General features: G+C 68.3%; 24 protein-coding genes. 8 read left to right on the top strand and 16 right to left on the bottom strand.

Annotated elements, in window-relative coordinates:
* Positions 1-76 precede the first annotated feature (76 nt).
* The 10 genes from M1L36_RS01040 to M1L36_RS00995 form a co-directional block, all read right to left on the bottom strand.
* Entirely contained in the window at positions 77-673 is a 597-nt protein-coding gene (locus tag M1L36_RS01040) for an NfeD family protein (protein WP_250871843.1), read from the bottom strand.
* A 43-nt stretch (positions 674-716) separates the two neighbouring features.
* A complete protein-coding gene (locus M1L36_RS01035; protein ID WP_250871842.1) occupies positions 717-938 on the bottom strand; it encodes a DUF7312 domain-containing protein in 222 nt (73 codons plus the stop codon).
* A gap of 106 nt (positions 939-1,044) precedes the next feature.
* Positions 1,045-3,129 (bottom strand): methionine--tRNA ligase, encoded by a 2,085-nt coding sequence (metG, locus tag M1L36_RS01030; protein ID WP_250871841.1) that lies wholly within the window; start codon positions 3,127-3,129, stop codon positions 1,045-1,047.
* Positions 3,130-3,401: 272 nt separating this feature from the next.
* Positions 3,402-4,079, bottom strand: coding sequence for a LiaF transmembrane domain-containing protein (locus tag M1L36_RS01025; protein ID WP_250871840.1), 678 nt, complete (start codon positions 4,077-4,079; stop codon positions 3,402-3,404).
* Between the two features lie 63 nt (positions 4,080-4,142).
* Positions 4,143-4,706 carry a YqaA family protein gene (locus M1L36_RS01020; protein ID WP_250871878.1) on the bottom strand — a complete coding sequence of 188 codons (564 nt, stop codon included), beginning with the start codon at positions 4,704-4,706 and terminating at the stop codon, positions 4,143-4,145.
* An 87-nt stretch (positions 4,707-4,793) separates the two neighbouring features.
* Entirely contained in the window at positions 4,794-5,855 is a 1,062-nt protein-coding gene (gene mfnA / locus M1L36_RS01015; RefSeq protein WP_250871839.1) for a tyrosine decarboxylase MfnA, read from the bottom strand.
* 49 nt (positions 5,856-5,904) lie between these two features.
* Positions 5,905-6,807, bottom strand: a complete 903-nt coding sequence (locus M1L36_RS01010; RefSeq protein WP_250871838.1) for a hypothetical protein — start codon at positions 6,805-6,807, stop codon at positions 5,905-5,907.
* Between the two features lie 111 nt (positions 6,808-6,918).
* Entirely contained in the window at positions 6,919-9,201 is a 2,283-nt protein-coding gene (gene ppsA, locus M1L36_RS01005) for a phosphoenolpyruvate synthase (protein ID WP_250871837.1), read from the bottom strand.
* Between the two features lie 154 nt (positions 9,202-9,355).
* Positions 9,356-10,252: a PhzF family phenazine biosynthesis protein gene (locus M1L36_RS01000; RefSeq protein ID WP_250871836.1), complete on the bottom strand. Its 897-nt coding sequence runs from the start codon at positions 10,250-10,252 to the stop codon at positions 9,356-9,358.
* An 81-nt stretch (positions 10,253-10,333) separates the two neighbouring features.
* Positions 10,334-10,567, bottom strand: coding sequence for a hypothetical protein (locus M1L36_RS00995; RefSeq protein ID WP_250871835.1), 234 nt, complete (start codon positions 10,565-10,567; stop codon positions 10,334-10,336).
* Between the two features lie 179 nt (positions 10,568-10,746).
* Between M1L36_RS00995 and M1L36_RS00990 the strand changes: the two genes are divergently transcribed.
* The 3 genes from M1L36_RS00990 to M1L36_RS00980 all read left to right on the top strand — a co-directional run bounded on the left by M1L36_RS00990 (position 10,747) and on the right by M1L36_RS00980 (position 12,953).
* Positions 10,747-11,139, top strand: coding sequence for a pyridoxamine 5'-phosphate oxidase family protein (locus M1L36_RS00990; RefSeq protein WP_250871834.1), 393 nt, complete (start codon positions 10,747-10,749; stop codon positions 11,137-11,139).
* A 106-nt stretch (positions 11,140-11,245) separates the two neighbouring features.
* Positions 11,246-11,938, top strand: coding sequence for a phosphoribosyltransferase (locus tag M1L36_RS00985; RefSeq protein WP_250871833.1), 693 nt, complete (start codon positions 11,246-11,248; stop codon positions 11,936-11,938).
* 91 nt (positions 11,939-12,029) lie between these two features.
* On the top strand, positions 12,030-12,953 hold the full coding sequence (locus tag M1L36_RS00980) for a prenyltransferase (RefSeq protein ID WP_250871832.1): 924 nt from the start codon (positions 12,030-12,032) through the stop codon (positions 12,951-12,953).
* On the opposite strand, the gene M1L36_RS00975 is transcribed toward M1L36_RS00980, so the two are convergent.
* Entirely contained in the window at positions 12,930-13,724 is a 795-nt protein-coding gene (locus M1L36_RS00975; RefSeq protein ID WP_250871831.1) for a DUF547 domain-containing protein, read from the bottom strand. The genes M1L36_RS00980 and M1L36_RS00975 overlap by 24 nt on opposite strands.
* Positions 13,725-13,797: 73 nt before the next feature.
* Here M1L36_RS00975 and mtnP point away from each other — a divergent pair, with 73 nt between their 5' ends.
* Positions 13,798-14,646, top strand: coding sequence for an S-methyl-5'-thioadenosine phosphorylase (mtnP, locus tag M1L36_RS00970; protein ID WP_250871830.1), 849 nt, complete (start codon positions 13,798-13,800; stop codon positions 14,644-14,646).
* Between the two features lie 18 nt (positions 14,647-14,664).
* Here the strand turns inward: mtnP and M1L36_RS00965 are convergent, their stop codons facing one another.
* Genes M1L36_RS00965 through M1L36_RS00950 form a run of 4 tightly spaced genes read right to left on the bottom strand, consistent with a single transcriptional unit; the run spans position 14,665 to position 20,058 of the window.
* Positions 14,665-15,132 carry a DUF8108 domain-containing protein gene (locus M1L36_RS00965; RefSeq protein WP_250871829.1) on the bottom strand — a complete coding sequence of 156 codons (468 nt, stop codon included), beginning with the start codon at positions 15,130-15,132 and terminating at the stop codon, positions 14,665-14,667.
* Positions 15,133-15,187: 55 nt separating this feature from the next.
* A complete protein-coding gene (locus M1L36_RS00960; protein WP_250871828.1) occupies positions 15,188-16,213 on the bottom strand; it encodes a segregation and condensation protein A in 1,026 nt (341 codons plus the stop codon).
* A complete protein-coding gene (smc, locus tag M1L36_RS00955) occupies positions 16,206-19,772 on the bottom strand; it encodes a chromosome segregation protein SMC (protein WP_250871827.1) in 3,567 nt (1,188 codons plus the stop codon). The genes M1L36_RS00960 and smc overlap by 8 nt, the downstream gene beginning before the upstream one ends.
* A 25-nt stretch (positions 19,773-19,797) precedes the next feature.
* Positions 19,798-20,058 carry a DUF7518 family protein gene (locus tag M1L36_RS00950; RefSeq protein ID WP_250871826.1) on the bottom strand — a complete coding sequence of 87 codons (261 nt, stop codon included), beginning with the start codon at positions 20,056-20,058 and terminating at the stop codon, positions 19,798-19,800.
* Between the two features lie 138 nt (positions 20,059-20,196).
* Here M1L36_RS00950 and M1L36_RS00945 point away from each other — a divergent pair, with 138 nt between their 5' ends.
* The 4 genes from M1L36_RS00945 to M1L36_RS00930 all read left to right on the top strand — a co-directional run bounded on the left by M1L36_RS00945 (position 20,197) and on the right by M1L36_RS00930 (position 25,336).
* Positions 20,197-21,114, top strand: a complete 918-nt coding sequence (locus tag M1L36_RS00945) for an alpha/beta fold hydrolase (protein WP_250871825.1) — start codon at positions 20,197-20,199, stop codon at positions 21,112-21,114.
* A 407-nt stretch (positions 21,115-21,521) separates the two neighbouring features.
* Positions 21,522-23,003, top strand: coding sequence for an Asp-tRNA(Asn)/Glu-tRNA(Gln) amidotransferase subunit GatB (gene gatB, locus M1L36_RS00940; protein ID WP_250871824.1), 1,482 nt, complete (start codon positions 21,522-21,524; stop codon positions 23,001-23,003).
* A gap of 134 nt (positions 23,004-23,137) precedes the next feature.
* Entirely contained in the window at positions 23,138-23,746 is a 609-nt protein-coding gene (locus M1L36_RS00935) for an ArsR/SmtB family transcription factor (RefSeq protein ID WP_250871823.1), read from the top strand.
* Between the two features lie 9 nt (positions 23,747-23,755).
* Positions 23,756-25,336 (top strand): S8 family serine peptidase, encoded by a 1,581-nt coding sequence (locus M1L36_RS00930; RefSeq protein WP_250871822.1) that lies wholly within the window; start codon positions 23,756-23,758, stop codon positions 25,334-25,336.
* A gap of 56 nt (positions 25,337-25,392) precedes the next feature.
* On the opposite strand, the gene M1L36_RS00925 is transcribed toward M1L36_RS00930, so the two are convergent.
* A complete protein-coding gene (locus M1L36_RS00925) occupies positions 25,393-25,902 on the bottom strand; it encodes a hypothetical protein (protein ID WP_250871821.1) in 510 nt (169 codons plus the stop codon).
* Positions 25,903-26,105: the final 203 nt, after the last annotated feature.

Genomic DNA, 26,105 nt, shown 5'->3' with positions numbered 1-26,105 from the left:
AGCTTTGGTGAGCGCTACCAAAAACGTTCGCACTGTCAGGTCTCGACGGTGTCAGAAGCGCCCTCGACGACCCCGCTCAGGCGGTCTCGCTCTCGCGGTCCTCGTCGCGCCGACCGGACGCCGAACCGTCCCCACCGTTCGTCTTCTGCTCGCGGTCACGACGCAGTTCGCGGTCGATGGAGTCCTCGATGGCGTCGACCGGTTCGACGGTGATGACGTTCCCCCCGCCGGGGTCGACGACCATCACCTCCGTCCCGACCGGGATGTCGGCGTCCATCGCCCGAGCGCGGTAGTACGGGTTGAACCCGCCCGAGTCGAGTTTCACCTCGCCGTCGGCCGTCGTGACGCGCTCGGTCACCCGACCGGTCGTCCCCTTCAGCGAGTCCGAGTCGCGAGTCCGACCGGCTCCGCCGCCCCCGTACACGTCGAACTCCCGGAACGCGAAGAACGTCGCCGCGCCCGCGACGAGGAGCGTCAGCGTCATCGCCAGCAGACCGAGGGCCGTCGTGCCGACGACGAGGCCGACGAGCCCCGCGAGGAGCAACGCGATGCCGAGGACGACGAAGTGTGCGCCGGGAATCGCCGCCTCGGCGACGATGAGGCCGGTACCCGCCAGCAACAGCAACACCGGGAGCGAGAGGTTGAGGATATCGCCGAGTTGGAGGGCGACCATGCTACGAGATACGAACGGGCGCTGATTAACGCTTCCCCTGACCTCAGACCACCAGCAGCGCGATGATTCCGACCATCGTCGCCGCGCCGAGCAGGACGAAGAAGACGTTCTCGGCGGCGATGGACTGCGGTTCGGGGTCGTCGAACGCGCCGTCGGTGCGGCCGAGGACGCCCTCGCCGGGGCGGTCGTCCGTGGCGGCGGTGTCGTCGGCCGACGCGGTGTCGCCCACCTCGTCGGTGCTGAACCGCCAGTCGTCGTCGCTCATACCCGACTCTACGACTCCCAGGCGAAAAAGCTGTCCGACCGGCGACGTGCGAGCGAGGTGAGCGTGGCGAACGGTGTGCGGGAAGAGGCTCGGTTGTCCGTCGCGGTTACCTGACCTTCGTCCCCAGCGGCGCGTCGCCGTGGGTCGTCAGCAGGTCGGCCTCCTCGCCGGCGGCGAGCACCATCCCGTTCGACTCGGTGCCGAACAGTTCGGCCTTCTCCATGTTCGCGACGAGGACGACGCGCGTCCCCGGGAGCGTCTCGGCGTCGTGCAACTGCCGGAGGCCGGCGACGACCTGCCGGGTCTCGACGCCGATGTCCACCTCCAGTTTCAACAGCTTGTCCGCCCCCTCGATGGGTTCGGCAGAGCGAATCTCGCCGACGCGCAGGTCGAGCGCCTGGAAGTCGTCGAAGCCGATGCGTTCGTCGGCGAGCGCCTCGACGTCGGCGTGGACGTCGACCGTCTCGTCCGCGTTGGCGGTGTCGTCGGTCTCGTCGCGGCCTTCGACCTCGTCGTCGGGCGACTCGGTGCGTTCGGCGAGCTTCTCGTTGAGCTCCTCGACGCGCTCGTCCTCTATCTTCTCGAACAGCTCCGTCGGGGCGTCGAACGTCGCCGGCGGCGCGGCCAGCGCGTCCTCGAACGTCGCGTCGGCGACGACACCGTCCTCGTTCAACTGCGCCCAGATTCGGTCGGCCGCGCCGGGAGCGACCGGTTGGAACAACACGGCGATGGCCTTCACGAGCTGCACGCAGTCCCGGATGACCTGGGCGGCCTGCTCGGGGTCCTCGTCGGTGAGCTTCCAGGGCTCGTTGCGCTGGATGTACTCGTTGCCGAACCGCGCGAGGTCGGTGACCGCGTTGCCGACCTTGCGGACGGAGTAGTCGTTGACGCCCTCCGCGAAGTCGTCGATGGCCGACTCGATGCGGTGGCGCACGTCGTCGCTCACGACCGCATCCGGGGTGCCCTCGTAGTTGCGCTGGGCGAACAGCAGCGACCGGTAGACGAAGTTGCCGACCGTCCCGACGAGGTCCGAGTTCACCTTCTCCTGGAACCGCTCCCAGGAGAAGTCGAGGTCCTGCTGGAACCCGCTCTGGGTGGCGAGGTAGTACCGCAGCGCGTCGGGGTCGAACCCCTCGTCGAGGTACTCGCGCGCCCACACCGCACGATTTCGCGAGGTCGAAAAGCCGTCGCCCGCGAGCGTGACGAACCCGCTCGCCATGACGGCACGCGGTTCGTTGTAGTCGACGCCGTGGAGCATCGCCGGCCAGAACACGGTGTGGTGCTGGATGATGTCCGGGCCGATGACGTGGACAATCTCGCCCGACTCCTTCCAGACCGTCTCCCAGTCGTACGTGTCGCTGCCGACGCGTGCGGAGTAGTCCTTCGTCGCCGCGATGTACTCGATGGGCGCGTCGACCCAGACGTACAGTACGAGGTCCGTCTCCTCGTCCGGGTAGTCGATGCCCCAGTCCAGGTCGCGGGTGATACACCAGTCTTGTAGCTCGCCCTCTATCCACTCGCGGGGCTGGTTGCGGGCGTTCGACGTCCCTTCGAGGCGGTCGATGAACCCCTGGAGATACTCCTGGAACGCCGACAGTTCGAAGAACTTGTGGGGCCGTTCGCGGTACTCCGCGGGGTTACCGGTCACCGTCGAGACCGGGTCCTCGACCTCGCCGGGTTCGAGGTGCCGCCCACAGCCCTCGTCGCACTCGTCGCCGCGGGCCTTCTCGCCGCAGTACGGACAGGTGCCCTCGACGTAGCGGTCGGGGAGTGGCTGGTCCTCGATGGGGTCCCAGGCGACGAGGATCTCCTTCTCGTAGACGTAGCCCCGTTCGTCGAGCGTGGCGACGATCTCCTGGGTCAACTCGACGTTCGACGGTTCGCGTGTGTGGCCGTAGTTCTGGAAGTCGACGTTGAACCCCGCGAACGTCTCCTCGTACTGGTCGTGGTAGCGCAGCGCGAACTCCTCGGGGTCGACGCCCTCCTGTTCGGCGTTGACCGCGATGGGTGTGCCGTGCATGTCCGACCCGCAGACGTAGGCGGTCTGCTGGCCGAGACGGCGAAGCGCGCGGGCGTAGATGTCCGCGCCGACGTTGCCGCGGAGGTGGCCGATGTGTAGGTCGCCGTTCGCGTACGGCAGGCCGCAGGTGACGACGGCCGTCTCCTCGGTCGGGAACTCCTCGTGGCTCATACGTGCGATGCCTCGTGCGCGGGCCTAAAGCCCGCCGATTTCGGTGGTTGGTGTGGTGTGTCCATCGGTGGTGTGGTGGGTCGCGTCGACGCGGCGGTCGAAGCGGGTCGCTGTCGGTGCGAGAACGGCGCGACGGGTTCACGTCACCGAACGACCGTATGAGGGTCCGGGGTGACGATTCACCGCCGCAGCGACGGCTCCATCCGCATCGAAAGAGTCCGCGAGAGCCGTGCTGCGAGCATGGCAGTTCGTCGACGACCGAGCTACAAAAGTCAATCGCTGACGCTGACGCCACCGAACGCCGTGAACCCGGTGAGGACGAGGTCCACCGTCTCGTGTTCGTCGGCCCGGCGCGGACGCTCGTCCTCCGCCACGCCGAAGAGTGGCACCACGTCCACCTCGACGCGCCAGTCACGGGGGACGACGACCTCGGCTCCGCCGAACAGCGCCGTCGCTGAGACGCGAGCGGGGCGCTCGGCGAGCCTCACGTCGCGGAGGTCGAGTTCCGTCCCGCCGAACACCGCCGTGAGCGTCGCGCCGGTGAACGTGTCGCCGGTCGCCCGCCGGTCGACACCGCCGAACAGCGCGAAGGCGTCGACGTACGCGTCGTCACTCGCGGTCGCCCGTGCCCGCATCCGCCCGGCGAGGACCGAGACGCCGAACAGCACCACCAACAGCGGCCAGAGCGCGACGAGGTCGTCGGCTGCGACCCACCCGAGCGCGACGACCTGCGCCGCCCCCGCAACCACGACGACGAGCACCGGTCCGAACAGGTTGTGGAACCGACTGCGAACCAGCGCGTAGACGCCGACGAGGACGAACAGCGAGGGGACGTACACCAGCAGGGCGCTGGTGTCGGCCACGCCCGTCGTGTTCACGAGCAGGAGGAGTCCGAGGAGGACGATTGCACCACCCAGTACGGTCTGCCCAGTGAGACGTCGAACGGCCATAGTTCGTCTAAACCACCTGAAACGATAAGGAGAGCGACCGTCCGACCGCCGACCGACTCCGACTCAGCCCAGAATCGTCAGCCCCGCCGCGATAGCGTGCGCGCCGGCCAGCCAGACGACCAGGCGACCGACCGACCCGACGAACGTCGCGATGGAGAACTTCACGTAGTCCTCCTCGAGGACGGTGAACGCGTAGATGGAGAGCGTGTCGGGGAAGAACGGTATCGACAGCGCCACCGCCAGTCCGACGTACCCCCACTTGCGCGCGATTTCGACGGTCCGCTTCTCCGACCACGAGATGATGTCGAACCGCGAGCGCTTCAGCGCCCGAATCAGCGGCCCGTACTCCTTGGCTTCGTTACCGATTCTGAGCGCGACGACGCTGCCGGCGGCCTTCCCCAGACCGCTGACGAGCATGATGACGGCGTAGGTCCCCCACTCGCCGAGACCGAGGTTGAGCGGGGCCGCCAGCACCACTTCGCTCGGAAGCGGCAACACGATCGCGATGAGGAACGAGTAGACCGCGATGACGAGCAGCCCCGCCGGACCGGTCGCCGTCTCGACGGCGAGTCGGAGCGCTTCGAGCACGCCGCTCTGCAGCGCCTGGAACACCGCGGCGAGGGCCATGAGGTTCACGTTTCTGGCTTCGGGCGTTCGTGTGTAAGCCTTGCGTGAAACAGTCGTAGCCCCCGCCCCCACGGAGGGCTACGTGTGTTACCCCAGTCGGTCGAGGTCGGCCAGCACCGCCCGCAGCATCCCGCGGGTGACGTGGGGCATGACGACGACGCGCGCCTCGCCCGCGCCGGTCTTCGACAGTCGCCACCCCGCCTCCCGCAGCGCCTCGACGGTGTCGGTGGGGACGTCCACCGCGACCAGCGGGAGCGTCGGGTCGACAACGTCGTAGCCACGGTCGCGGAGTTCGTCGGCGAACCACTCGGCGAGGTCCTGGGCGCGTTCGTACTCCGCGCGGTAGCCGTCGGGCCACAGCGCCTCCATCGCGGCGACGGCGCTGGCGACGCCCGCTCCCGAGCGCGTCCCCGTCAGCGTCACCTGCGAGGTCGATTCGAGGTACGGCGTGTCGACGGCGAGCGTGTCGAACAGCGCCGGGGCGCGCGCGAGCAACCCGCCGGCGGGCACCGCCGCCTGCCCGAGTTTGTGCGGGTCGATGGTCATGGTGTCGACGGGCGCGTCGGCGAAGTCCCACGCGTGGTCGGTGAACGGCAGGGCGAACCCGCCCCAGGCCGCGTCGACGTGGAGGAGGGCGTCGCTGTCGTGTGCGAGGTCGGCGAGGGCCGGAACCGGGTCGACCCGACCGTACTCCGTCGACCCGGCGACGGCGACGACGCCGACGGTGTCCCCGTCGACGAGTGCGGTCATCGCCTCGGGGTCCGCACGGTAGTCCTCGTCGAGCGGTGCACGGCGGATGTCGACGCTCAGCAGGTCGGCGGCCTTCGTGAACGAGAAGTGGGCGTGGTCGGGGACGACGACGTTCGGCCGGTCGACGACGTCGCGCTTTCGGTTGCGGGCGATGCGAATCGCCTGGATGTTGGCCTCGGTCCCCCCGGAGGTGACGTAGCCCGTCGGGTCGTCGAGGCGGGTGACCGCGCCGAGCATCTCGACGGCCTCCCGTTCGAGGTCGGCGACCGCCCCGTAGGTGCCCGGGTCGCCGGGGTTGGTCGCGAGGTAGCGTTCGGCCGCCGCACGGGCCGCTGGGTGCGGTTCGGTGCACATCGACGACAGCACCCGTGCGAACTCCTGCGGTTCCGGCCGCTGCATTACCCCTCGATACCGGGTTCGCGCGTTTATCGGTTGCGTTGTCGGACCGTCAGGCGGGTGTGGCCGTCCCGACGGGCTCCTCGGTCGCCGTCGTCGACGCGAGCGCCGTTCGGGCCCACTCCGGCTGTTCGAAGCTCACGTTGCCCTGTCGGAGGACCTCGTAGGTGATCGAGAGGTCCCGGCGCTCGCCGCGCAGCGTGTACTCCGCGGTGATCTCCAGCGACCGAACGACGCCGTCCTCGCTCACGACGACCGTCGAACGGTAGTTCTCGAAGTCGCTCGCTCCGCGGACGAACAGGTCGGTGTCGTTCTCGACGGTCAACTCGTCGGCTTCGAGCGTGACGAGCGTCCGGTTGCCCTCGGTGGTCGTCCCGGTCACGGTGTAGTTCCCGCGGTCGAGGTAGGTCCCGATGGCGTTCGTCGAGGTGATGAGCGAGCGGTCCTGTGGCTCGCCGACGCGCGGTGGCTGGGTCTCGCCGGCCTGACTCGGCAGCGTCACCTCGACGGAGTCGTTGCCCCAGACCTGCGCGGTGAAGCCGATACCTCGCTGTTCGAGGCGGTAGCGGTACGGCTGCCCGCCGGCCTCGGCGACGACCTGCTGGACGATGGTCGCGTTCGCCACCTGCGAGGAGTTCGGCCCCGTCGGGACGATGATGCTCGCGTCCTGGACGAGTCGCGTCTCCATGCTGTCGGCGGCCAGCGCCTCCTCGTGGGCCGCGGCGAGCGCGCTCGCGTCGACGACCCGGCCGTCCTCGACGCCCGCTATCGAGACGTCGCCCGGCGTCCCGTTCGTCGTCGGGGTCGCGCTCGGCGTCGTCGTCCCGGTCGTCGGCTCGGGCGACCCGGCCGTCGGCGTGCCGTCGCCACCACCGGGGAGCGAACAGCCGGCCGTGACGAGCAGCAGCGCCATCGCCACGACGGGGAGGGCGCGTCGAAGCTGTCGGGTGGACATACGCCCTCGTCCGTCGGCGACGGGAAAAAGCACGTGGGGTTCGCGACCGGCCAGAAAGTAGATGAGTGGGTGGCAGTCCCCGGGAACCGGGGCCGCCGCGTCGGACCCCGGTTACCGCACCGAGTCCAACAGGAGCTGCTGTTCGACGCGCTTGACCTCGTGTTGGACGTCGCGCACCGCGTCGATGTTCGCCGAGATGGAGGAGACGCCAGCGTTGACGAGGTAGCGAATCATCTTGGGCTTCGAGCCGGCCTGCCCGCAGATGCTCGTGTTGACGCCGTGTTCGCGACAGGTCTCGATGGTCTCGCCGATGAGTTTGAGGACGCCGGGGTGGAGTTCGTCGAACCGGTCGGCGACGTTGCCGTTGTTCCGGTCGACGGCCAGCGTGTACTGCGTGAGGTCGTTCGTCCCGAACGAGGCGAAGTCGATGCCGGCTTTCGCCATCTCCTCGACACAGAGCGCGCTGGCGGGCGTCTCGATCATGACGCCCCACGAGCGCTTGTCGGGGTCGATGCCGGCCTGCTGCATGAGGTTCCGCGCCTGGATGACGTCCTCGGCGTCGTTGACCAGCGGGAACATGATCTCGACGTTGTCGTAGCCCATGTCGTAGAGGCGGCGGAACGCCTCCAACTCGTGGGCGAACACGTCGGGCGTGTCGAGCGAGCGCCGGATGCCCCGGTAGCCGAGCATCGGGTTGTGCTCTTTGGGTTCGTCCTCCCCGCCCTGCAACTGTCGGAACTCGTCGGTCGGCGCGTCGAGGGTGCGGACCCGGACCGGTCGCGGGTAGAACTCGTCGGCGACCGACTGGATGCCGCCGACGATCTCCTCGATGTACTCGTCCGCGCCGTGGTCGCGGATGTAGCGCTCGGGCGTCTTGTTCGTCGAGAGGATCATGTGCTCGACGCGGAGCAGGCCGACGCCGTCCGCGCCCGTCACGGCCGCACGGTGGGCCGCTTCGGGGATGGAGACGTTCACCTTCACCTCCGTCGCCGTCATCGGCTTGACGGGGTTCTGTGGGCGCACGTCGTCGAGCGGGTCGCTCTCCTCGTCCTTCGAGGCGACCTTCCCGCTGCGGATGGTGCCCTTGTCGCCGTCGAGCGTGATGACCTGGCCGTCCTCCAGTTCGCGGGTCGCGCTGGACGTGCCGACGACCGCCGGAACGCCGAGCTCACGCGAGACGATGGCGGCGTGGGAGGTCATCCCTCCCTCGTCGGTGATGATGCCCGCCGCGCGCTTCATCGCGGGCACCATGTCGGGAGTCGTCATCTCGGTGACGATGATGTCTCCCTCGCCGACCTTGTCGAGTTCGTCGAGTTTGTCGACGATGCGGACGGGACCGCTGGCGACGCCGGGGCTCGCGCCGAGCCCCTTCAGGATGACCTCGTTGTCGCCCTCGTCCATCGCCTGCACGCCGCTGCCGTCGGTGGCGCTGGCGGCGGCCGCGCTCGACTCCGAGATGGTCGTGATGGGGCGGGACTGGAGCATGTACACCTCGCCCTCGAAGATAGCCCACTCGACGTCCTGGGGGACGCCGTAGTGGTCCTCGACCATGCGCCCGAGTTCGACGAGACGTCGAATCTCGGCGTCGTCGAGGACCTGCTGGTTGCGCATGTCGTCGGCGACGGCGCGTTCGACGGTCTCGCCCGTCTCGGCGTCCTTCTCCATCATCATCTTCTTGTCCGCGACGGTGACCTCCTCGACGGTCGCGCTCTCGCGGTCGACGACGTAGTTGTCGGGGGAGACCGAACCGCTGACGACGGCCTCGCCGAGACCCCACGCCGCCTCGATGATGATCTCGGGTTCGCCGGTCGAGGGGTGGGAGGTGAACATCACGCCGGACTTCTCGGCGTCGACCATCTGCTGGACGACGACGGCGATGTCGACGATGTCGTGGTCGAACCCCTGCTCCTCGCGGTAGTAGATAGCCCGCTGGGTGAACAGCGACGCCCAGCACTCCTTGACGCGCTGGACCAGGTCCTTCCGGGTGATGTTGAGGAAGGTCTCCTGTTGGCCGGCGAAACTCGCGTCGGGAAGGTCCTCCGCCGTCGCCGAGGAACGCACCGCGACGAACGCCTCGCCGTCGCCCATCTCGTCGTAGGCGTCGAGGATGCCCTGGCGCATCTCCTCGGGGATGTCGGTCTCCAGGATGAGTTCTTCGGCCCGTTTCGAGGCCGCAGCCAGCGCCTTCGAGTCGTCGGAGTCGACGTCGACGGCTGCGAACAGCTCCTCGTCGATGCCGGTCTCCTCGATGAAGGTACGATACGTGCCCGCCGTCACCACGAACCCGGGCGGGACGGGGAGGCCCGCGCCCGTCAACTCGCCGAGCGACGCGCCCTTTCCACCGACGGCGGCGAGGTCGTCGGACCCCACTTCGTCGAGCCAGAGTACAGCCATTGCGTATCGGGTCCGTCAACGGAACCGCTAAAGAACCTTCCGAACCTCCCAACCGTTTCCCACCGCGTAACCCGGCGGTAGCGGGCCGCTACCCACGACATCGGGACAGTTCACGCAGATACGAAATCGCGTACTCTCCGGGTCGCTGGTGGGGTTACGCGACGACGATGTCCTCCTCGTCGGGGTCGGGCACGGCGAGTTCTCCGTCGAGCGTGACGACCGCGCGTCCCCCGACGTGGACCTCCTCGGTGTACCGGACGTGGACCCGCCCGGGCCGGTCGACGAAGTGGCCCTGTTCGTAGGCGAGGTCGGCGTACGAATCGAGCGCGTCGTGTTCGCGGAGGTACGCCGTCACCGCCCCACTGGCGGTGCCCGTCACGGGGTCCTCGGGGACGCCCGCGCCGGGCGCGAACATCCGGCCGTGGAGCGTCGCGTCGGGGTCGATGGTGTCGAACGTGAACGCGTAGACGCCCGTGGCGTCGACCGCCTCACACAGCGCCTCGACGGCGGCCATGTCCGGGTCGGCCTCCCCGAGTGCGTCGAGGAACGTCACGGGGACACAGAGGAAGGCGAGACCGGTCGAGGCCCACCCCAGCGGGAGGTCGGCTTCGAGGTCGGTCAGCGCGTCGAGGTCGACGCCGATGGCCGCCGCCACCTCCTCGTAGTCCACGTCGACGGCGTGGGTCTCGGGTGGGGCCTGGGTCATCCACACCGTCCCGTCGCTCTCGACCTCGACGTCGAGGACGCCGACGTTCGTCGCCAGCGAGTGCGTCCCGTCGTCGATGGCCTCGGCCCGGTGGAGGAACGCGTGGGCCGCGACGGTGGCGTGCCCACAGAGGTTCACCTCCGTCTCGGGCGTGAAGTAGCGGATGCGGCGGTCGGCCTCCTCGCTGTCGGTGAGGAAGGCCGTCTCGCTGGCGTTCAACTCGCGGGCGATGGCCTGCATCTGCCCCTCGTCGAGGCCCTCGGCGTCGGGGACCAGTCCCGCGGCGTTCCCCGCCAACGGGTCGTCGGTGAACGCGTCCACGAGGAGCGTGCGTCGGGTGTCCATACGGACCCAATCGCGGCGGGGTGGTTTCAATCTCGGGGCCGGGAGAGTCGAGGCGGGCGGGGACGCGCCGACTACTGGTGGTCAGTCACGGACGACGACCTGCCCCGTCTCGGCGTCGATGGCGTGGACGCGGTGGCTCTCGCCCTCGTAGTCGGTCAGCGCCGCGTGCATCCGGGCGTCCTCCTCGGCCAGCGCGAACGCCGACTGGCAGGACGCCGACCGGACCGTCCGCGTCCACTCGCAGGTCTCACAGTAGAGCCACGAGCGAGGGCGCTCGACTGCACCGTCGACGGGCGTGCTGGCGTTTGGTGTCATGTCGCACACTCACGAGTGGATGTATTTGTGGTTCACGTCTACACCTGTAGCCGGTCGGTGTCGTCGTCTGACGGGCGGCAGACGTGCCGTGGCGGTGAGTGGGGGAAACGTGGCGGCGAGTCGAGACGAACCACGTCGACGGGACGAACGTTTTCCTCGCTCGACACGTCCCGTCGGGTATGGGAGCCAACGTCCCCGCGGAGGCCGAACGACTGCTCACAGGCGACCCCGTGACCGCCCACCTCGCGACCTGCGACGATGGTCGACCCCACGTCGCGCCGCTGTGGTTCCGCTACGAGGACGGCGTCGTCGAACTCGTCACCAGCGGGCGGAAGCTCGCCAACCTGCGGGCGAACCCGCGGGTCGCGCTGTCGATAGAGCGCGCCTCGGCGGGCATCCCCGAGTGGCACGTCACGGTGCTCGGGACCGCGTCGGTCGTCGACGACGAGGCGGCGACCCGGACGGCGAACCGTGCCATCAACCGTCGGTACGGCGTCCCCGAGGACGCCTGGGAGGGCGAGAACACGCTCGTCCGCGTCGACGTCGGGTCGGCGACCCACCGGAGCTACTGACCGGGTCGAGACGGTCTCGGCGGCGCGTCGTGAGGTGTGCGTGGCGTCACCGCACGAACCACGGCTGTAAACCCTTATGGTCGGTGGCCGGGGACTGACGGAAGGAATGAGCGACCTCCCGGACGACTTCAAGTGCACCATCACCAACTGGGACTACGTCTACGACCTCTGTCGCGAGGTGAGCGAGGACATCAAGCGCGCCGAGTTCGAGCCAGAGGTCGTCGTCGCGCTCGCGCGCGGGGGCTGGTTCGCGGGTCGGTGTGTCTGTGACTTCCTCGGACTGGACGACCTCGCGAGCCTGAAGATGGAACACTACGTCGGCACCGCCCAGAAGTCCGGCGAACCGACGGTGCGCTACCCGATGCCGGAGGGGAGCGTCGAGGGCAAGGACGTCCTCATCATCGACGACATCGCCGACACCGGCGGGTCGTTCCGTCGCGCCGAGGAGTACGTCGCCGAACGCGACCCCGGCGAGGTCCGCACCGCTTCGCTCCAACTGCTCCAGACAAGCGGGTTCGAACCCGACTTCATCGGCGAGCGCCTGGAGGAGTGGACGTGGATGGTCTACCCGTGGAACTTCATCGAGGACATGACCGACGTCATCTCGGGCGTGATGGAGCGCGACGACGACGGTCCCTACACCCGCGACGACATCCGCCACCTCCTCAACGAGTACCACCAGGTCGAGCGCATCGAGATGGAGATCGCCCAGCCGGGCCGGATGGACGAGGTCCTTCAGGAGATGGAACGCCGCGACGTCATCGCCTCCTCGGGCGGCACCTGGCGACTCGCCGACTGACGAGCGCGCGACCGACCTCCGACACGCACAGCGACCGACGACTTCCGGACCCGACCGGCGTGTTTAGGCACCGAGCGACCGATTCTCGCGTATGGACCGGGCACCGACGACGAGCGCGGCCGCCGAGCCGTCGCTGGGGCCACGGACCCGCCTGTGGGCGTACTGGAAGCTGAGCCGCCCCTCACAGCTCCTCCTGATACTCGCCGTCTACGCGCTGGGTGCGAAGATAGCGCTGGCGAGCGGCGCGACCCTCGACTGGGCCGCGCTCGTCGTCGGGGCGGCCGCCCTGCTCGGCGTCGCCGCGAGCGTCCACGACGCCAACGAGTTCGCCGACCACGAGACCGACGCACTGACCGACCGGACGCCCTTCTCCGGCGGGAGCGGTGCACTGGCTCGGACCGGTCTCCCGCGGACGATGGCCCTCCGCGCGGGTGTCGTCGCGCTCGGCGTCGGGTCGGCGCTCGCGCTCGTCGGTGCAGTGCTCGGCGTCCTCCCGCTCCCCGCGCTCGCGCTGCTCGCAGTGGTCGCCGTCTTCGGCTGGCAGTACTCCGTCGGGCCGTTGAAACTCGCCTGGCGGGGGTGGGGCGAACTCGACAACGCCGTACTCGGCGGTCTCCTCCTGCCGACGTACGGCGCGGCCGTGCTCGGCGGGCCGCTGGCGACGACACTGCTCGCGTGCGTCCCGCTGTTCTCACTCGTGTTCGCGAACCTGCTGGCGACGCAGTGGCCCGACCGGCGGGCCGACGCCGCCGTCGGGAAACGGACGCTCGTCACCCGACTCGCACCGCGACGCCTCCGAACGTTGTACGTCGGGTGCGTCGTGGTCGCGTTCGGGTCGCTCGCGCTCCTCGCGGGGGGCGTACTCCCGGTCGTCGTCGCGGGTGCGAGCCTGCTCGTCCTCCCGCTGTCCGTGTGGGGCGCGGCGGGGTACACCGAACGGCGCGTGCCGTTCCCGAGCGTCGCCGCGATGGTCGCGCTCGTCGTCGTCCAGCTACTCGCGTGGTGCACCGTCTGAGTCGTCGTCCTCGCTCCCGCCTGTGCGTTCGGGCCTGCGACCGCCCGCTCGGTCGGCGAACCGGTCGAGCGCGAGCGACCAGTCGTACGAGCGATAGCGGAGACGGGGGGACGCGTCGGCCGGGACCGCGTCGTACTCCCGGAGCAGGTCGAGAATACCCGAACGACCGCCGAAGTCCCCGCGGTACCAGAGCAACAGTCGGGGAACCCGGACCACGTCGCCCTCGGCGTCGGACTCGACTTCCGTGTCGAGGTAGCCCGCAGTCACCGTGTCGAGTCGTTCGTCGACGGTCTCGTGGTCGTACGCGAGGATGGGCGGACAGCTCTCGGCCCCGCAGTTGAGCGCGAAGTGGATTCGCGGGTCGCGCTCGTCGACGCGGTGGGTCCGCTCGAACGCGTCGGCCCGACGCGGGAGGTACCCCAGCCCCAGCGAGTGCCGTGACCGGCGTAAGATGCCGTGTTCGATGTCGTCCAGGCTCAGGTCGTGGCCGGCGACGGCGACGACCGGCGCGGAGAAGAACCGACGACGGTCCGCGAACTGCTCGGGCGCGGCGTCGAGGAGCACCTGAACGGAGGCGTTGTAGACGTTCAGCCAGAACGCCAGCCTGCGTTCGTCGGTGTCGAGCGTCGCCGCGAGTACGTCGGGGTCGAGGTCACGCAGAGTGCGCTCGTGTGCGGTCGTCGGGTCGCCGTACCGGACCGCCCGGAGGAAGTCGGCGGCCAGCGCGAGCGGGTCGTTGTCGACCGTCGCGGCGAGGGGCACGGAAGTCACGGGCGCCAAGAGACGCGCGAACGGCATGGTCGTTTTCCGTCAGGCTTTAGCGGCGCACGCGGGAGCAAGAGGTATGATAGGGTTCATCGGTGGCAGTGGAATCTACGACGCGCTCGACCTCTCGAACGTCCGCGAGGAGGACGTGACGACACCGTTCGGCGAACCGAGCGCACCCGTCACCGTCGGCGAGATGGCCGGGACTGAAGTCGCCTTCCTCCCGCGCCACGGCCGCAACCACCAGTACAACCCGACGAACGCGCCGTACCGCGCGAACATCCACGCCCTGAAGCAGTTAGGCGTCGAGCGCATCCTCGCCTCCAACGCCGTGGGGAGCCTCCGCGAGGACCTCCCGCCACAGGCGCTGCTGGTGCCCGACCAGATATTCGACCGCACCTCCCACCGGCCGTACTCCTTCTTCGGCGACGGGATGGTCGTCCACATGGGGTTCGCCGACCCGTACTGCCCGCACATGGTCGACCACCTCACCGACTCGGCGAACGAAGCGACCGAGGAGGGCGCGGAGAAGGGCGGCACCTACGTCTGCATCGAAGGCCCGCAGTACTCGACGCGCGCCGAGAGCGAGTTCTTCCGCCAGCAGGGCTGGGACGTCGTCGGAATGACCGCCATCCCCGAGGCGAAACTCGCCCGCGAGGCCGAGATGTGCTACGCGACCATCACCGGCATCACCGACTACGACGTCTGGAAACAGGACGCCGAAGTCACGCTCGACGAGGTGCTGGAGAACGCCGCCGCCAACGAGACGGCCATCAAGCGGGTCATCGACCACGCCATCGAGCACCTCCCCGCAGAGCGCGACTGTGACTGCGGGCACGCGCTCGACGGCACCATCAACACGCCCAGCGAGGAGATTCCCGACGCGACCAAAGAACAGGTGGACCTGCTCGCCGGCGAGTACCTGTAGAACGGCGCTCTCGTCACACTACGCGGTGTCGAGTTCGTCGGTCCGTTCCTCTGCGTCCTGTGCGACATCGCGTTCGTCGTGCGAACGGCGGTGCTCACCCGGGAACTCCTCGGTGGCACACGCCGCACAGTACGTGTTCTCGCCCCAGTCGCCCGTCGTCAGGGGGTAGCCGAAGGCGACGAACTGCTCGGCGTAGGTCCGTTCGAGACCGGTCGCGACGGGACCGTCGCAGGACGCACAGCGGTCGTCGCACTCTTCGACCGATTCGGTGTCGACGCTCCGTGTCCACCCGAACGTCGACACCGAATACTCACGGTGGTTGGCGAGCACTGCCACCACGACGTAGAACGTGGCGAGCGCGTAGCCCGCGGTCTCGCCGACGATTCCGGCGTCGTGTGCGGCGCTGTACGCGAGTGCCGGGAGGACGAACGCGGCAATCGGGAGGAGGTCTCCCACCGCATCCGAGAGGGACCGGGGGCGGGCCATGGACGGACGTGTGTATGGCGAGTGATAAATCGTGGGGAGAACAGGTCCAGTCGCGTCAGTCGGCGACGGCCTCGGCGGGCGCGTCCGCCGCCGCCGGGTCCTGAATCCAGAGGTCGCCGAACAGTTCGTCCTGTTCGAGGCGAATCTGCTTGCGGTGTGCGAGGAACAGCAACGCGAGGAACGTCTCGACGCGCGCGCCGCCGGACTGCTCGACTTCGGCGAACAGCACCTCGCTCCGGCCCGCGTCGTACTGCTCGCGCAGGTCGCGGTAGACGTGCTGGATAGTCGTCTCCATGTCCTCCTGGTGGGCGGTGCCGGTCACGTCGTCGGCGGTGGGTTCGTCGTCGAGGCGCAGGTCGTCGGCGGTGTGGTAGTCGAGGGTCTGGGTCCCGCGTCGAAAGCCCTTCGGCGAGTCGCTCGTGTCGTAGGTTCGCGACTCCTTCCACCACGACCCGCGTTCGGCCTCGCGCAACTCTCGGACCAGTTCGTCGAGCGTCTCGGGCATCCCCCGAGCGCGCTTGCGTTCGAGTCGGCGGTCCATCTCCCGGTCGAGCGCGTCGAACGGGTCCGGTCGCCAGTCCTCGTCGGCGTCTGCGGGTGGGGCGTCCCACGGCTCTTCCCACGGTTCCGGTTCCTCGGGGTCGTCGGACTCCATCAGCGCGTCGGACTTCATCCGCAGGAGGACGCTCGCGTAGAACAGCGCGCGGCCACCGGTACGGATGTCGGCGTCGTCGAGTGCGTCGAGAAACGCGTCGGTGACCGCGACGATGTCGATGTCCCACGGCTCTATCTCGCCACGGTCGGCCAGTTGGACGAGCAGTTCGACGGGTTCGACCTCCTCGCCGTCGTCGTCGGTCGGGAGGTCCGAGGGAGCGTCGACGGTCGGTGTGTCCTCCGTGTCGCCGTCCTCGTCGCCGAACAGCGCGGCCGCGTCGTCGTGCCCGTTCTCGCGCTCGCGTTTGCGCTCGTCGTGGCCCGCGATGTTCAGCGAGACGCCGTCTGCTATCTCCTGGCCGCCGTCGGTGTAGAACGCCTCGCGGTCGGCTCGCTCCTGCTCGCGTGACTCCTCGTCGTCAATCATCCGCCGGCACCCCCTGACTGCTCAGGTCGATGCCTGTCACGGCGCTGACGTTGTCGTCCATCATCGTCACGCCGATGGCGCGCTCGGAGCGTTCGAGCAGCGCCGAGCGGTGGGAGACGACGACGAACTGCGCGTCGTCGGCCAGCGCGTCGACCATCTCGCCGACGGCCTCGGCGTTGGCGGCGTCGAGGAAGGCGTCGACCTCGTCGAGCGCGTAGAACGGCGCGGGGTTGTGGCGCTGGATGGCGAAGATGAACGCCAGTGCGGTCAGGGACTTCTCCCCGCCGCTCATCGCGTCCAGACGCTGGACGGGCTTGTCTCGGGGTTGGGCCTTCATCGTCAGACCGCCGTCGAACGGGTCGGCCTCGTCTTCGAGGACGAGCGTGCCCGACCCGCTGGAGAGGCGCTCGAAGATGTCCTCGAAGTGCTCGCGGATGGCCTCGTACGACTCCATGAACGTCTCCTTCTTCTTCGCCTCGAACCCCTCGATGCGTTCGACGATGCCGTCGCGCTCCTCGACGAGCGTCGCACGCTTGTCTTCGAGGTCCGCGAGGTCCTCGGCGACGGCGTCGTACTCGTCGATGGCGAGCATGTTGACCGGTTCGAGCGCCTCCATCTCGCCGTCGAGGCGGGCGATCTCCTTCTCGACGGTCTCGTGGTCGGGCACGTCCTCGGGGTCGTACTCGCCGACCTGGGCGGCGAGTTCGTCGACCTCCCACTCCAGGCGGTCGCGCTTCTCGCGGGCGTTCTCCAGACGGGACTCGACGCGACCCAGTTTCTCCTTGGCGGCGTCGCGTTCCTCTCTGGCCTCGCGGAGGTCCGCCTTCAGGTCGTTGCGTTCCTCCTTGAGGTCGGCGAGTTCGTCTTCGAGGTCCGCGACCTGCTCGCGTTTCTCTTCCAGCAGTTCGTTCTGGTCCTCGATTTCGGCTTCGAGTTCGGCGACGCGCTCTTCGGCCTCGGCCTTGCGGTTCTGGGCGCTCTCGATGTCGTCGTGGAGGTCCTCGATGGCCTCCTCGGCGTACTGCTTCTCCAGTTGGAGTTCGTTGAGCGTCCCGTCGAGGTCGTCCGCCTCCTCGTCGAGCGTCGCGACCTCTTCGCGGATGGCCTCGGCGCGTTCGGTGAGTTCGGCGACCTCCGAGTCCCGCAGTTCGGCTTCGAGGTCGGCGATTTCGGACTCGATTCCCTCGATGGTCTCGTCCTGGTCGGCGATGTCGGCTTCGAGGGCGTCCATGCGCTCGGACACCGTCTCGCGGTCGTCGTCGATAGCGTCGAGTTCCTCCTCCTTCGCCGCGATGGTGTCGTGAATCTCCTCGATACGACTCTCGGTCTGGGCGATGTCGTTCTCGACGTCCCGGACCTTGTCGGCGGCGTTCGCCTGCCGGTCGCGGGCGTCGTCGAGACGCGACTCCACGTCGCGCAGGTCCTCGCGGACGGACTGGCGTTTCTCTTCGAGGTCGTTGATGCGCTTGGCGACGCGTTCGAGTTGGCCCGCACCCGAAGCGAACGAGTACCGAGACCCCGACCGGGAGCCACCAGTCATCGCGCCGGACTTCTCGACGAGGTCGCCCTCCAGCGTGACCATCCGGAACTTCCCCATCAGGTCGCGGGCGGTCGCCATGTCCTCGACGACGAGCGTGTCGCCGACGACGTACGAGAAGACGTCCGCGTACATCGGGTCGAAGTCGATGAGGTTGTACGCGAAGTCGACGACGCCGTCGTCGTTCGGCAGCGAGGGTAGCGAGCGTCCCCGCATCTTCGACATCGGGAGGAACGTCGCCCGGCCCGCGTTTCTGGACTTCAGGAACTCGATACAGCGCTGGCCGACGCCGTCGTCCTCGACGACGACGTTCGCGAGGCGACCGCCGGCGGCGGTCTCACACGCGGTGGCGTACTGTGCGGAGACCCCCCCGAGCTGGCCGACGGTGCCGTGGACGCCCTGTTCGTCGGCGTTCAGGACGGTCGTCACCGCACGCCCGTAGGAGGTGTCGCCGGACTGGCCGGCCTTCGCTTCGAGTTCGGCGTACTCCGCCTGGGCCGCGCTGACCTCGTCCTCGATGGCGTCGAGGTCGTCCTGCAGTTCGTACTTCTCGCCGCGCAGGTCGTCGACGACCGACTCGATGGTCTCCTTGTTCTGCTCCAGTTTCCCGAGTTCGGCTTCGAGGTCGGTGAGGTCGGCCTTCAGGTCCGGAATCTCGGCCTCCAGTTCCTCGATTTCTTCTCGCAACTCGCGCTGTTCGTTCGAGCGTCGTCGCGCCTCGTCGAGCAGGCGGTCCTGTTCGCGCTGGAGTTCGTTCTTCTCGGCCTTGGCGTCCTCCAGTCGCTCTCGGGCGTCCGCGAGGTCGGTCTTCAACTGCTCGTACTCGTCGTCGACGGCGGCGATGTCCGCCTCGACGGATTCGAGTTCGGCCTCCTTCTCCTGGACGTCGGCCTTCAGCGACGCCTTCTCGACCTTGATGTTCCGGACCTTCGCGTGGAGGTCGTCGACGGTCTCCTGCTTGCGGTCGACCTTGACGAACGCCTGTCGGCGCTTGTTCTCGGCCTCCTCGATGCGCTCGCGAGCGCTCTCCACCTGGTCTTCGAGGCGCGAGATTTCGCCTTTGACCTCCTCCATCTCGCGTTTGACCCGGAGCTGTTCGTCCTCACCAGTCCGTTCGATCTCCGCGTTGAGGTCCTCGAGGTCCTCTTCGAGGCGGACGACGGTGCCCTGCTTCTCGTCGAGGGCGCGCTGACGGTCGGCCAGTTTCTCCTCGTCGCGCTCGATTTTGCCCTCGGTCTTCCCCAGGTCGGCGCGCTTGTCTTCGAGTTCGGCCGCCTTCAGGTAGCCCTCGTACTCCTCGCGTTCCTCCTTGAGCCCCTGGTACTGGAGGGCGGTCTCGCGTTCGTCTTCGAGTTGGGCGAGGCGCTCTTGTTTCTCCTCGATGCGGAGGTCGGCCTCGTCGACGCGCTCTTCGACGACCTCCAGTTCGTCCATCGCGTCGGCCTTCCGGGCGTCGAACTCCGCGACGCCCGCTATCTCGTCGATGATCTCCCGACGAGACCCGGCGGTCATGTTGATGATCTCCGTCACGTCGCCCTGCATCACGACGTTGTAGCCCTCGGGGGCGACCCCGGCCTGTGCGAGCAGGTCCTGGATGTCCGAGAGGTTGACCGAGCGACCGTTGAGGTAGTAGTACGAGTAGTAGTTGTCCTCGGTCTGTTTCACCCGGCGTTTGATGGTTATCTCGTCGGTGTCGCCGACGTTGTCCGTCCCGGCGGCGGTCGTCACCTGCGAGTGCGAGAGCGTGCCGTCCGAATTGTCGAGGACGACCTCGACGCTCGCCTCGCGTTCGCCGGTGAACTCCGTCCCGTCGTCGTCGGGGTTGTAGATGAGGTCGGTGAGTTTCTCCGCGCGGATGCCCGAGGTGCGTGCGAGACCCAGCGCGAACAGCACGGAGTCTATGATGTTCGACTTCCCCGAGCCGTTCGGGCCGCTGATGGTGGTGAAGTCCTCGTAGAACGGGATTCTCGTCTTCCGGCCGAAGCTCTTGAAGTCGTCGAGGACGAGCTCTTTGATGTGCATGGGGGCGCTCGTGGTGCGAACCCCGTTACGCGACGATGATCTCGTCGGTGTCGGAGTCCGTACTTTCCTCTCCGTTCTCCTGTGCGGATTTGGATGTGTCGGTCTCTGACTCGTCGTCGACACGCGTCGGCTGACCCTCGATGATGTCCATCTCGGGGTCGACCTCGTCTTCGAGCGCCTGCAGACGCTCCTTGCACTCGACGAGTTCGTCGGTCAGGCCCGTGACCGACGCTTCCAGCTGTTTGACGCGCGCTTCGAGCTCCTCGACGCGGTTCCCGCTGCTCATGTCTAGTGTCGGCTGTCCCAGACGTATAAACCTGCGTCAGACAATAACACCGTCTCGTGTCACTCACGTCTCGGTGGGGGTCGACCGCTCGCTGCCGGTTGCGACAGCGCTTCCGGGGACGACCCCGTATCCGTGACCATGCGCACGGAGACGGTCCCCGGCGACTCCGAGTACGTCCGCGTGGGCGACGTCCGACTGCACGTCCGGACCGCCGGTCCCGACGAGCGGAGCGAGGCGGGACCGGAGAGCGAGAGTGACCGCGGACCGGCGGACGGGCCGCCCGTCGTGCTCCTCCACGGCTTCCCCGAGTTCTGGTACGGCTGGCACCGCCAACTGGACGCGCTCGCCGACGCCGGCCACCGCGTGCTCGTGCCGGACCAGCGCGGCTACAACCTCTCGGAGAAACCCGAGGGACGCGACGCCTACCACGTCGAACGACTCGCCGACGACGTGACGGGACTGCTCGACGCGCTGGACCACGAGTCGGCGGCCGTCGTCGGGCACGACTGGGGGGCGATGGTTGCGTGGGTGCTCGCCCAGGAGCACCCCGAGCGCGTCGAGCGGCTGGGAATCCTCAACGTCCCCCACCCAGCGGCGTTCGGCGAGACGCTGCGCTCGAACTGGGAGCAGGTGTTCCGTTCGTGGTACGCCGGGTTCTTCCAGGTGCCGCGACTCCCGGAGGCGGCGATGGGCGCGCGGGACTACCGACTGTTGACCCGGATGCTCACCGAGAGCGCCCGTCCGGGGACGTTCTCCGACGACGACCTGCGACGGTACCGGACGGCGTGGAGTCGCGAGGGCGCGCTGACGGGGATGGTCAACTGGTATCGCGCCAACGGTGTCGGGAGCGGGCTGTTCTCCCGGGACACGCGTATCGAACCCGAGACGCTCGTGTTGTGGGGCACCGACGACGTGGCGCTCGTCGAGGAGAACGCCGAGCGGAGCCTCCAGTTCTGTGCGGACGGGTCACTGGAGCGGTTCGACGGTGCGTCCCACTGGCTCCAACACGAACGCGCCGAGGCGGTGTCGGAGCGGTTGGTCGAGTTTCTGGGCTGAAAGCAGTCGACTCCAGAGTCGAGGGCGACATCTCGAAAGCCCTCGATGGGAGCACTCGCCCTTTCAGTCCTCCGAGGCTGCCCTGCCCTTCCCCGAGTCGCGCGGGCTTCACGGTGTTCAGCCACGCGCTTCCGGCCACAGCACGGACGGCTGGCCGCGCGTTCAGGCGCGGCCGACGGGACAGGTAGGCGCGGTGCGGTTCCTGGCGGAATCGAAGGGCGAGGGAGCTCTACGATGGCGGACACCACAAGCACCGAAGCGAGCGAGGAGCGCAGTGTGTGGCCCCCGAGTCGAGCGCCCGAGGGCTTCGGAGGTCACAGACTCGACTTCAGCGGCTCCGATACTACCATCGCACCATCCTAGTCCCGACACGTTTTACCCCACCCGCCGAAAACCACGACCAATCAATGACCGCGCAGACGACCCAGGCGCGGGACCTCGCCGTCGTCATCGGACTGGAGGTCCACGTCCAACTGGAGACGGCCACCAAACTGTTCTGTGGCTGTTCGACCGACACCGCCGACTCGGAGCCAAACACCCACACCTGTCCGACCTGTCTCGGTCTGCCGGGGGCGCTCCCGGTGGTCAACGAGGCCGCCGTCGAGGCCGCGGTGAAGGTCGGAAAGGCGCTCGACGCCGACATCCCCGAGGAGACCCGCTTCCACCGGAAGAACTACTACTACCCCGACCTGCCGAAGAACTTCCAGGTCACGCAGTACGACGAACCCATCTGTCAGGACGGCAGTCTGGAGGTCGCCGTCGCCGACGAGCGCCGAACCATCGGCATCGAGCGCGCCCACCTCGAAGAGGACCCCGGCAGCCTGAAACACGAGGGCGGAGCCATCGACCGCGCGGAGTACACGATGGTCGACTACAACCGCGCCGGGATGCCACTGATGGAGATCGTCACCGACCCGGACTTCCGGTCGCCGACGGAGGTCCGCGCGTTCCTCGAGAAACTCGAAGAGGTGCTGGAGTACCTCGGCGTGTTCGACGCCGAACGCGACGGCTCGCTGCGAATCGACGCGAACCTCTCGGTCGTGGACGCCGAAGAGGTCGCGGAGGACGGCACCATCCCGACGGACGTGCTCGCCGACGCCAACCGGACGGAGGTGAAGAACATCTCCAGTCACAAGGGCGCGGCCAAGGCGCTGAGCTACGAGGAGACGCGCCAGAAGAACGCCGTCCGTCGCGGGCGCGCGGTCGAACAGGAGACGCGCCACTGGGACGAGTCCCGGGGAATCACCGTCTCGATGCGCTCGAAGGAAGAGGAGAAGGACTACCGCTACTTCGCCGAGGCGGACCTCCCGCCGATGCGCGTCTCGGGGTGGAAAGAGGAGATCGCCATCCCCGAACTCCCCGACGCCCGACGCGAGCGGTTCCGCGAGGAGTACGACCTCTCGGCGGAGGAGGCGTCGAAGCTCACCTCCACCAAGCAGGTCGCGGACTTCTACGAGGCGCTCACCGACGAGTTCGACGCCGGGTTCGCGGCGTCGTGGGTCGTCGACCGCCTGCTCGGCGAGTTGAACTACCGAGACCGGAGCGTCGGCAGCGTCGACCGCGCGGCGTTCGTCCGCCTGCTCGAACTCGTCGATAGCGACGACATCACCGTCAAGAACGCCGAGGAGGTCGTCCTGCGCGCGATGCTCGACGACGGTTCGGACCCCGACGCCGTCGTCGAAGCGGAGGGCCTCGGGAAGACCTCGGGCGACGCCGTCGAGGAGGCCGTCGAGGAGGCGATCGCCGACAACCCGGACGCCGTCGAGGACTACCACGACGGGGAAGGGGGAGCGCTCAACTTCCTAGTCGGGCAGGTGATGCAGTCGACCGGAGGAAGCGCCGAACCGGGCGCGGTGAACGAACTACTCCGCGAGAAGTTAGACAGCTAAGCTGTACTGCACTTTTCAGCAACTACTTCTAAAAATATAACTCCTCAAAATATAAGTTCAACTGTTGGACGTACTCGGCGTTCCGTCGGACGCTGGACCGCAGATATTTGTATGATGAGGGTTTATCACGAACAATGTCAGGGCTGTTGCCTACTAGCACGGATGCCAGCTCTGAGCAGGAGGGTGACCTCCGGACGTTCTGGCTCGACGGCGAGGACACCGGGGAACTGCTCTCTTCGCTCTCTTCGGATACGGCCCGTGCGATCTTGACGTCCCTGCACGAGGACCCCGCGACGGCTTCGGAGGTTGCCGGCCGCGTCGACACCTCGTTGCAGAACGCCCGCCACCACCTCACCAACCTCCAGGAGGCCGGCCTCGTCCGCGTCGCGGACACCCGCTACTCCCAGAAGGGCCGAGAGATGAACGTCTACGCCCCGAGCGAGGAGCCGCTCGTCGTGTTCGTCGGCAACGAGGAGCGCAAGACGAGCTTCCTCGACTCGCTGAAGGGGCTGATGGCCGCCGTGGGCGTCCTCGGACTGGTGAGCTACGTCGTCCAGCAGTTGGTCGTCACCGACGCCGTCCAGTCGGAGGTGTTCCCCCGGATGGCCGACGGTGCCGCCGGTGGGGCGAGCGGTCCGCTGGTCGTCCCGCCTGGACTGGTGTTCTTCGCCGGGGGGCTGTTGGTGCTGGGACTCGCACTCGCGTATCGACGCTGGCAACGGGTGAGTGGCCCGACCGTCTGAGCCTCCCCGATGAGTTCCCGTCGCGTGGTCGTCGTCGCGTTGGTCTGTGCGCTGGTGCTCGCGCCAGTCACGGACTTCCCGGCCACGGCCGACGACCGCGCGGTGAACGTCGACCCCGTCGACAGCCTCCGCGTCGGTCTCGACGAACAGCGACAGGAACCCCCGACCGTCGACCAGCCGGCCGCCGTCATCCTCAGGCTGAAAGGAACCGCGAGCGTCCCCGACACCGCCAGAATCGACGTCGAGCGGACGTACACGCGGGCGGGTGACCGCATCGTCGAGGGGTCGGTGTCGTACACCGAGATCCGTCAGCTCTCACGGAACCCGCGCATCACCTCCGTCAGCATCACCGGGGCAGCCCTCGACCGCACCGACACGGTCTCACCGGGTGTGAGCGTCGTCGGAGCCGACGAACTCCACGCGGCGAACGTCACCGGCGAGAACGTCACCGTCGGCATCATCGACAGCGACTTCCGGATGAGCCACCCGGCCGTCGCGAGGACCGACACGACCTACCGCGCGTTCGACGCCGGCGGCGACTGGGAACACGGCACCGCCGTCGCCAGCGTCGTCGCCGATACGGCACCGGACGCCGACCTCAGACTCGCGGCGGTCGGACCGACCACCTCGCCCGAGGAGTACCGCGAGGCGGTCGACTGGCTCGTCGAGGGCCGCGCGGACGTCGTCGTCGACTCCGGGAGCTACTACGCCCAGCCTGGCGACGGCACCGGGACGCTCGGGCGCATCGTCGCCAACGTCTCCGAGGACGTCGTGTTCGTCACGAGCGCGGGCAACCACGCCAACCGGTACTGGGCGGGCAACTACACCGACGGGAGCTTCGTGAACTTCACCGACACCGACGACCGCAACTACCTCAACGACGGGGAGTCGTTCTCGGGGGCCGTCGACGTCTCGGTGCGCTGGGACGGCTGGCCGACGACGGCGGACGACTTCGACGTCTACCTCTACCGCGACTACCCGGGCGGCGACTACGCCGTCGCGAAGGCGACGGGCCACGAGGGCCAACCGTTCGAACACCTCTCGACGACGGTCGCCGAGGGGCGGTACTACGTCGGCATCCACGCGAAGAACGTCAGCGAGCCACACCGCGTCGAACTGTTCACCAGTCACGACCTGTCGAACCGCTCGACGGGCGGCACGACCGCACCCGCGAGCGCCGCTGGCGTCGTCACCGTCGGTGCGGTCGACAACGGAACGCTCCGGCCGTTCAGCGCCCGGACGAACGTCGACCTCGTCGCCCCCGACGGCGTCGCACTCTCCGGAGCGTCCATCGACGGCGGCACCTCCTTCGCCGCCCCCTACGTCGCCGGGGTCGCGGCGCTCACCGTCGACGCCAACCCCGAGATGAACGCCACCGAGGTCCGCCAGCACCTCTACGACACCGCCGTCGACCTCGGCGTCGACGGCATCGACGACGGGTCGGGCCATGGCGTGGTGTCGGCGGCCGGCATCCTCGCAGCCACCGGTGACGACGCCGACGAGACGAGCGACGACACGGAGACGACGCCCGCGGAGGCGGACGCCGAGACGAGGAAAGCGGGCGCGGTGGCCGTCGTGGCCCGCGGCTGACCGTCGCTGGAGGGGACCGACAGTGGCGTCGAACGGGCGATAGAAGTGGGACTCGTTCAGGCGTCCACGTCGGTCTCGTGGTCGCCGAGTGCGCGGCTCCGCTCGCCGGAGCGCGCCCGTGGGTCGACGCGGAGCAACACGAGCAGCAGTCCGAGCGCGATGACCTCGGCGACCTTCGAGACGGTCTCCAGTGGGTCCTCGTCGAGGTCGGTGAGGTGTTCCCAGGTGCTCGTGACGAACGCGAACGGTCCCGTCCCGTGGCTGTGGCCGAAGTTGGCCGTCTGGACGTTGTGGTAGACGAACCACGCGAACAACTGGCCCAGGACGAGCGCGACGCCGGCGAGGTAGAGCGTCCGACGGGAGACGAGGTCGAGGCGGAACGCGACGACTCCCGCCACGACGGCGAGAACCGCCAGCAACATCAGGGTGGTCGCCACGCGTGGGTACGTTCCCGACTGCATCACCGCGACGAGGCGCGGCCAGATGACCTCGAAGTGGACCACCGCGTCCAGTGCCAGCAACTGGAGCACCAACAGGTGAAGCCCGCCCAGCAGGTCGTCGTCCATACCGGAGGTGTGGTCCGCACGAATAAGTGGCTGTCAGTTTCGCGCCGGACCCGATGGCCGTCACCGGCGGTCGACGTCGCCCGCCGGTCGACCGTGTCGCCGGCCACACGACACCTCCCGCGCGCCCGAGCGCGCGACGCGAGTGCGCCCGTCGCCTGCTCGCTCGCGCCCGGCGCACACGCGCGCTGTGTTGCGGTTTTGAC

The organism is Halomarina rubra (genome assembly GCF_023699475.1).
Taxonomy (GTDB): domain Archaea; phylum Halobacteriota; class Halobacteria; order Halobacteriales; family Haloarculaceae; genus Halomarina; species Halomarina rubra.
Note: the sequence above shows the minus strand (reverse complement) of the source record. Positions and strands in the feature narration are given on the sequence as shown.

Coding starts and splice junctions, on each gene's coding strand:
- M1L36_RS01040 (WP_250871843.1), bottom strand. CDS start 673: ATGGTCGCCCTCCAACTCGGCGATATCCTCAACCTCTCGCTCCCGGTG.
- M1L36_RS01035 (WP_250871842.1), bottom strand. CDS start 938: ATGAGCGACGACGACTGGCGGTTCAGCACCGACGAGGTGGGCGACACC.
- metG (WP_250871841.1), bottom strand. CDS start 3,129: ATGAGCCACGAGGAGTTCCCGACCGAGGAGACGGCCGTCGTCACCTGC.
- M1L36_RS01025 (WP_250871840.1), bottom strand. CDS start 4,079: ATGGCCGTTCGACGTCTCACTGGGCAGACCGTACTGGGTGGTGCAATC.
- M1L36_RS01020 (WP_250871878.1), bottom strand. CDS start 4,706: ATGGCCCTCGCCGCGGTGTTCCAGGCGCTGCAGAGCGGCGTGCTCGAA.
- mfnA (WP_250871839.1), bottom strand. CDS start 5,855: ATGCAGCGGCCGGAACCGCAGGAGTTCGCACGGGTGCTGTCGTCGATG.
- M1L36_RS01010 (WP_250871838.1), bottom strand. CDS start 6,807: ATGTCCACCCGACAGCTTCGACGCGCCCTCCCCGTCGTGGCGATGGCG.
- ppsA (WP_250871837.1), bottom strand. CDS start 9,201: ATGGCTGTACTCTGGCTCGACGAAGTGGGGTCCGACGACCTCGCCGCC.
- M1L36_RS01000 (WP_250871836.1), bottom strand. CDS start 10,252: ATGGACACCCGACGCACGCTCCTCGTGGACGCGTTCACCGACGACCCG.
- M1L36_RS00995 (WP_250871835.1), bottom strand. CDS start 10,567: ATGACACCAAACGCCAGCACGCCCGTCGACGGTGCAGTCGAGCGCCCT.
- M1L36_RS00990 (WP_250871834.1), top strand. CDS start 10,747: ATGGGAGCCAACGTCCCCGCGGAGGCCGAACGACTGCTCACAGGCGAC.
- M1L36_RS00985 (WP_250871833.1), top strand. CDS start 11,246: ATGAGCGACCTCCCGGACGACTTCAAGTGCACCATCACCAACTGGGAC.
- M1L36_RS00980 (WP_250871832.1), top strand. CDS start 12,030: ATGGACCGGGCACCGACGACGAGCGCGGCCGCCGAGCCGTCGCTGGGG.
- mtnP (WP_250871830.1), top strand. CDS start 13,798: ATGATAGGGTTCATCGGTGGCAGTGGAATCTACGACGCGCTCGACCTC.
- M1L36_RS00965 (WP_250871829.1), bottom strand. CDS start 15,132: ATGGCCCGCCCCCGGTCCCTCTCGGATGCGGTGGGAGACCTCCTCCCG.
- M1L36_RS00960 (WP_250871828.1), bottom strand. CDS start 16,213: ATGATTGACGACGAGGAGTCACGCGAGCAGGAGCGAGCCGACCGCGAG.
- smc (WP_250871827.1), bottom strand. CDS start 19,772: ATGCACATCAAAGAGCTCGTCCTCGACGACTTCAAGAGCTTCGGCCGG.
- M1L36_RS00950 (WP_250871826.1), bottom strand. CDS start 20,058: ATGAGCAGCGGGAACCGCGTCGAGGAGCTCGAAGCGCGCGTCAAACAG.
- M1L36_RS00945 (WP_250871825.1), top strand. CDS start 20,197: ATGCGCACGGAGACGGTCCCCGGCGACTCCGAGTACGTCCGCGTGGGC.
- gatB (WP_250871824.1), top strand. CDS start 21,522: ATGACCGCGCAGACGACCCAGGCGCGGGACCTCGCCGTCGTCATCGGA.
- M1L36_RS00935 (WP_250871823.1), top strand. CDS start 23,138: ATGTCAGGGCTGTTGCCTACTAGCACGGATGCCAGCTCTGAGCAGGAG.
- M1L36_RS00930 (WP_250871822.1), top strand. CDS start 23,756: ATGAGTTCCCGTCGCGTGGTCGTCGTCGCGTTGGTCTGTGCGCTGGTG.
- M1L36_RS00925 (WP_250871821.1), bottom strand. CDS start 25,902: ATGGACGACGACCTGCTGGGCGGGCTTCACCTGTTGGTGCTCCAGTTG.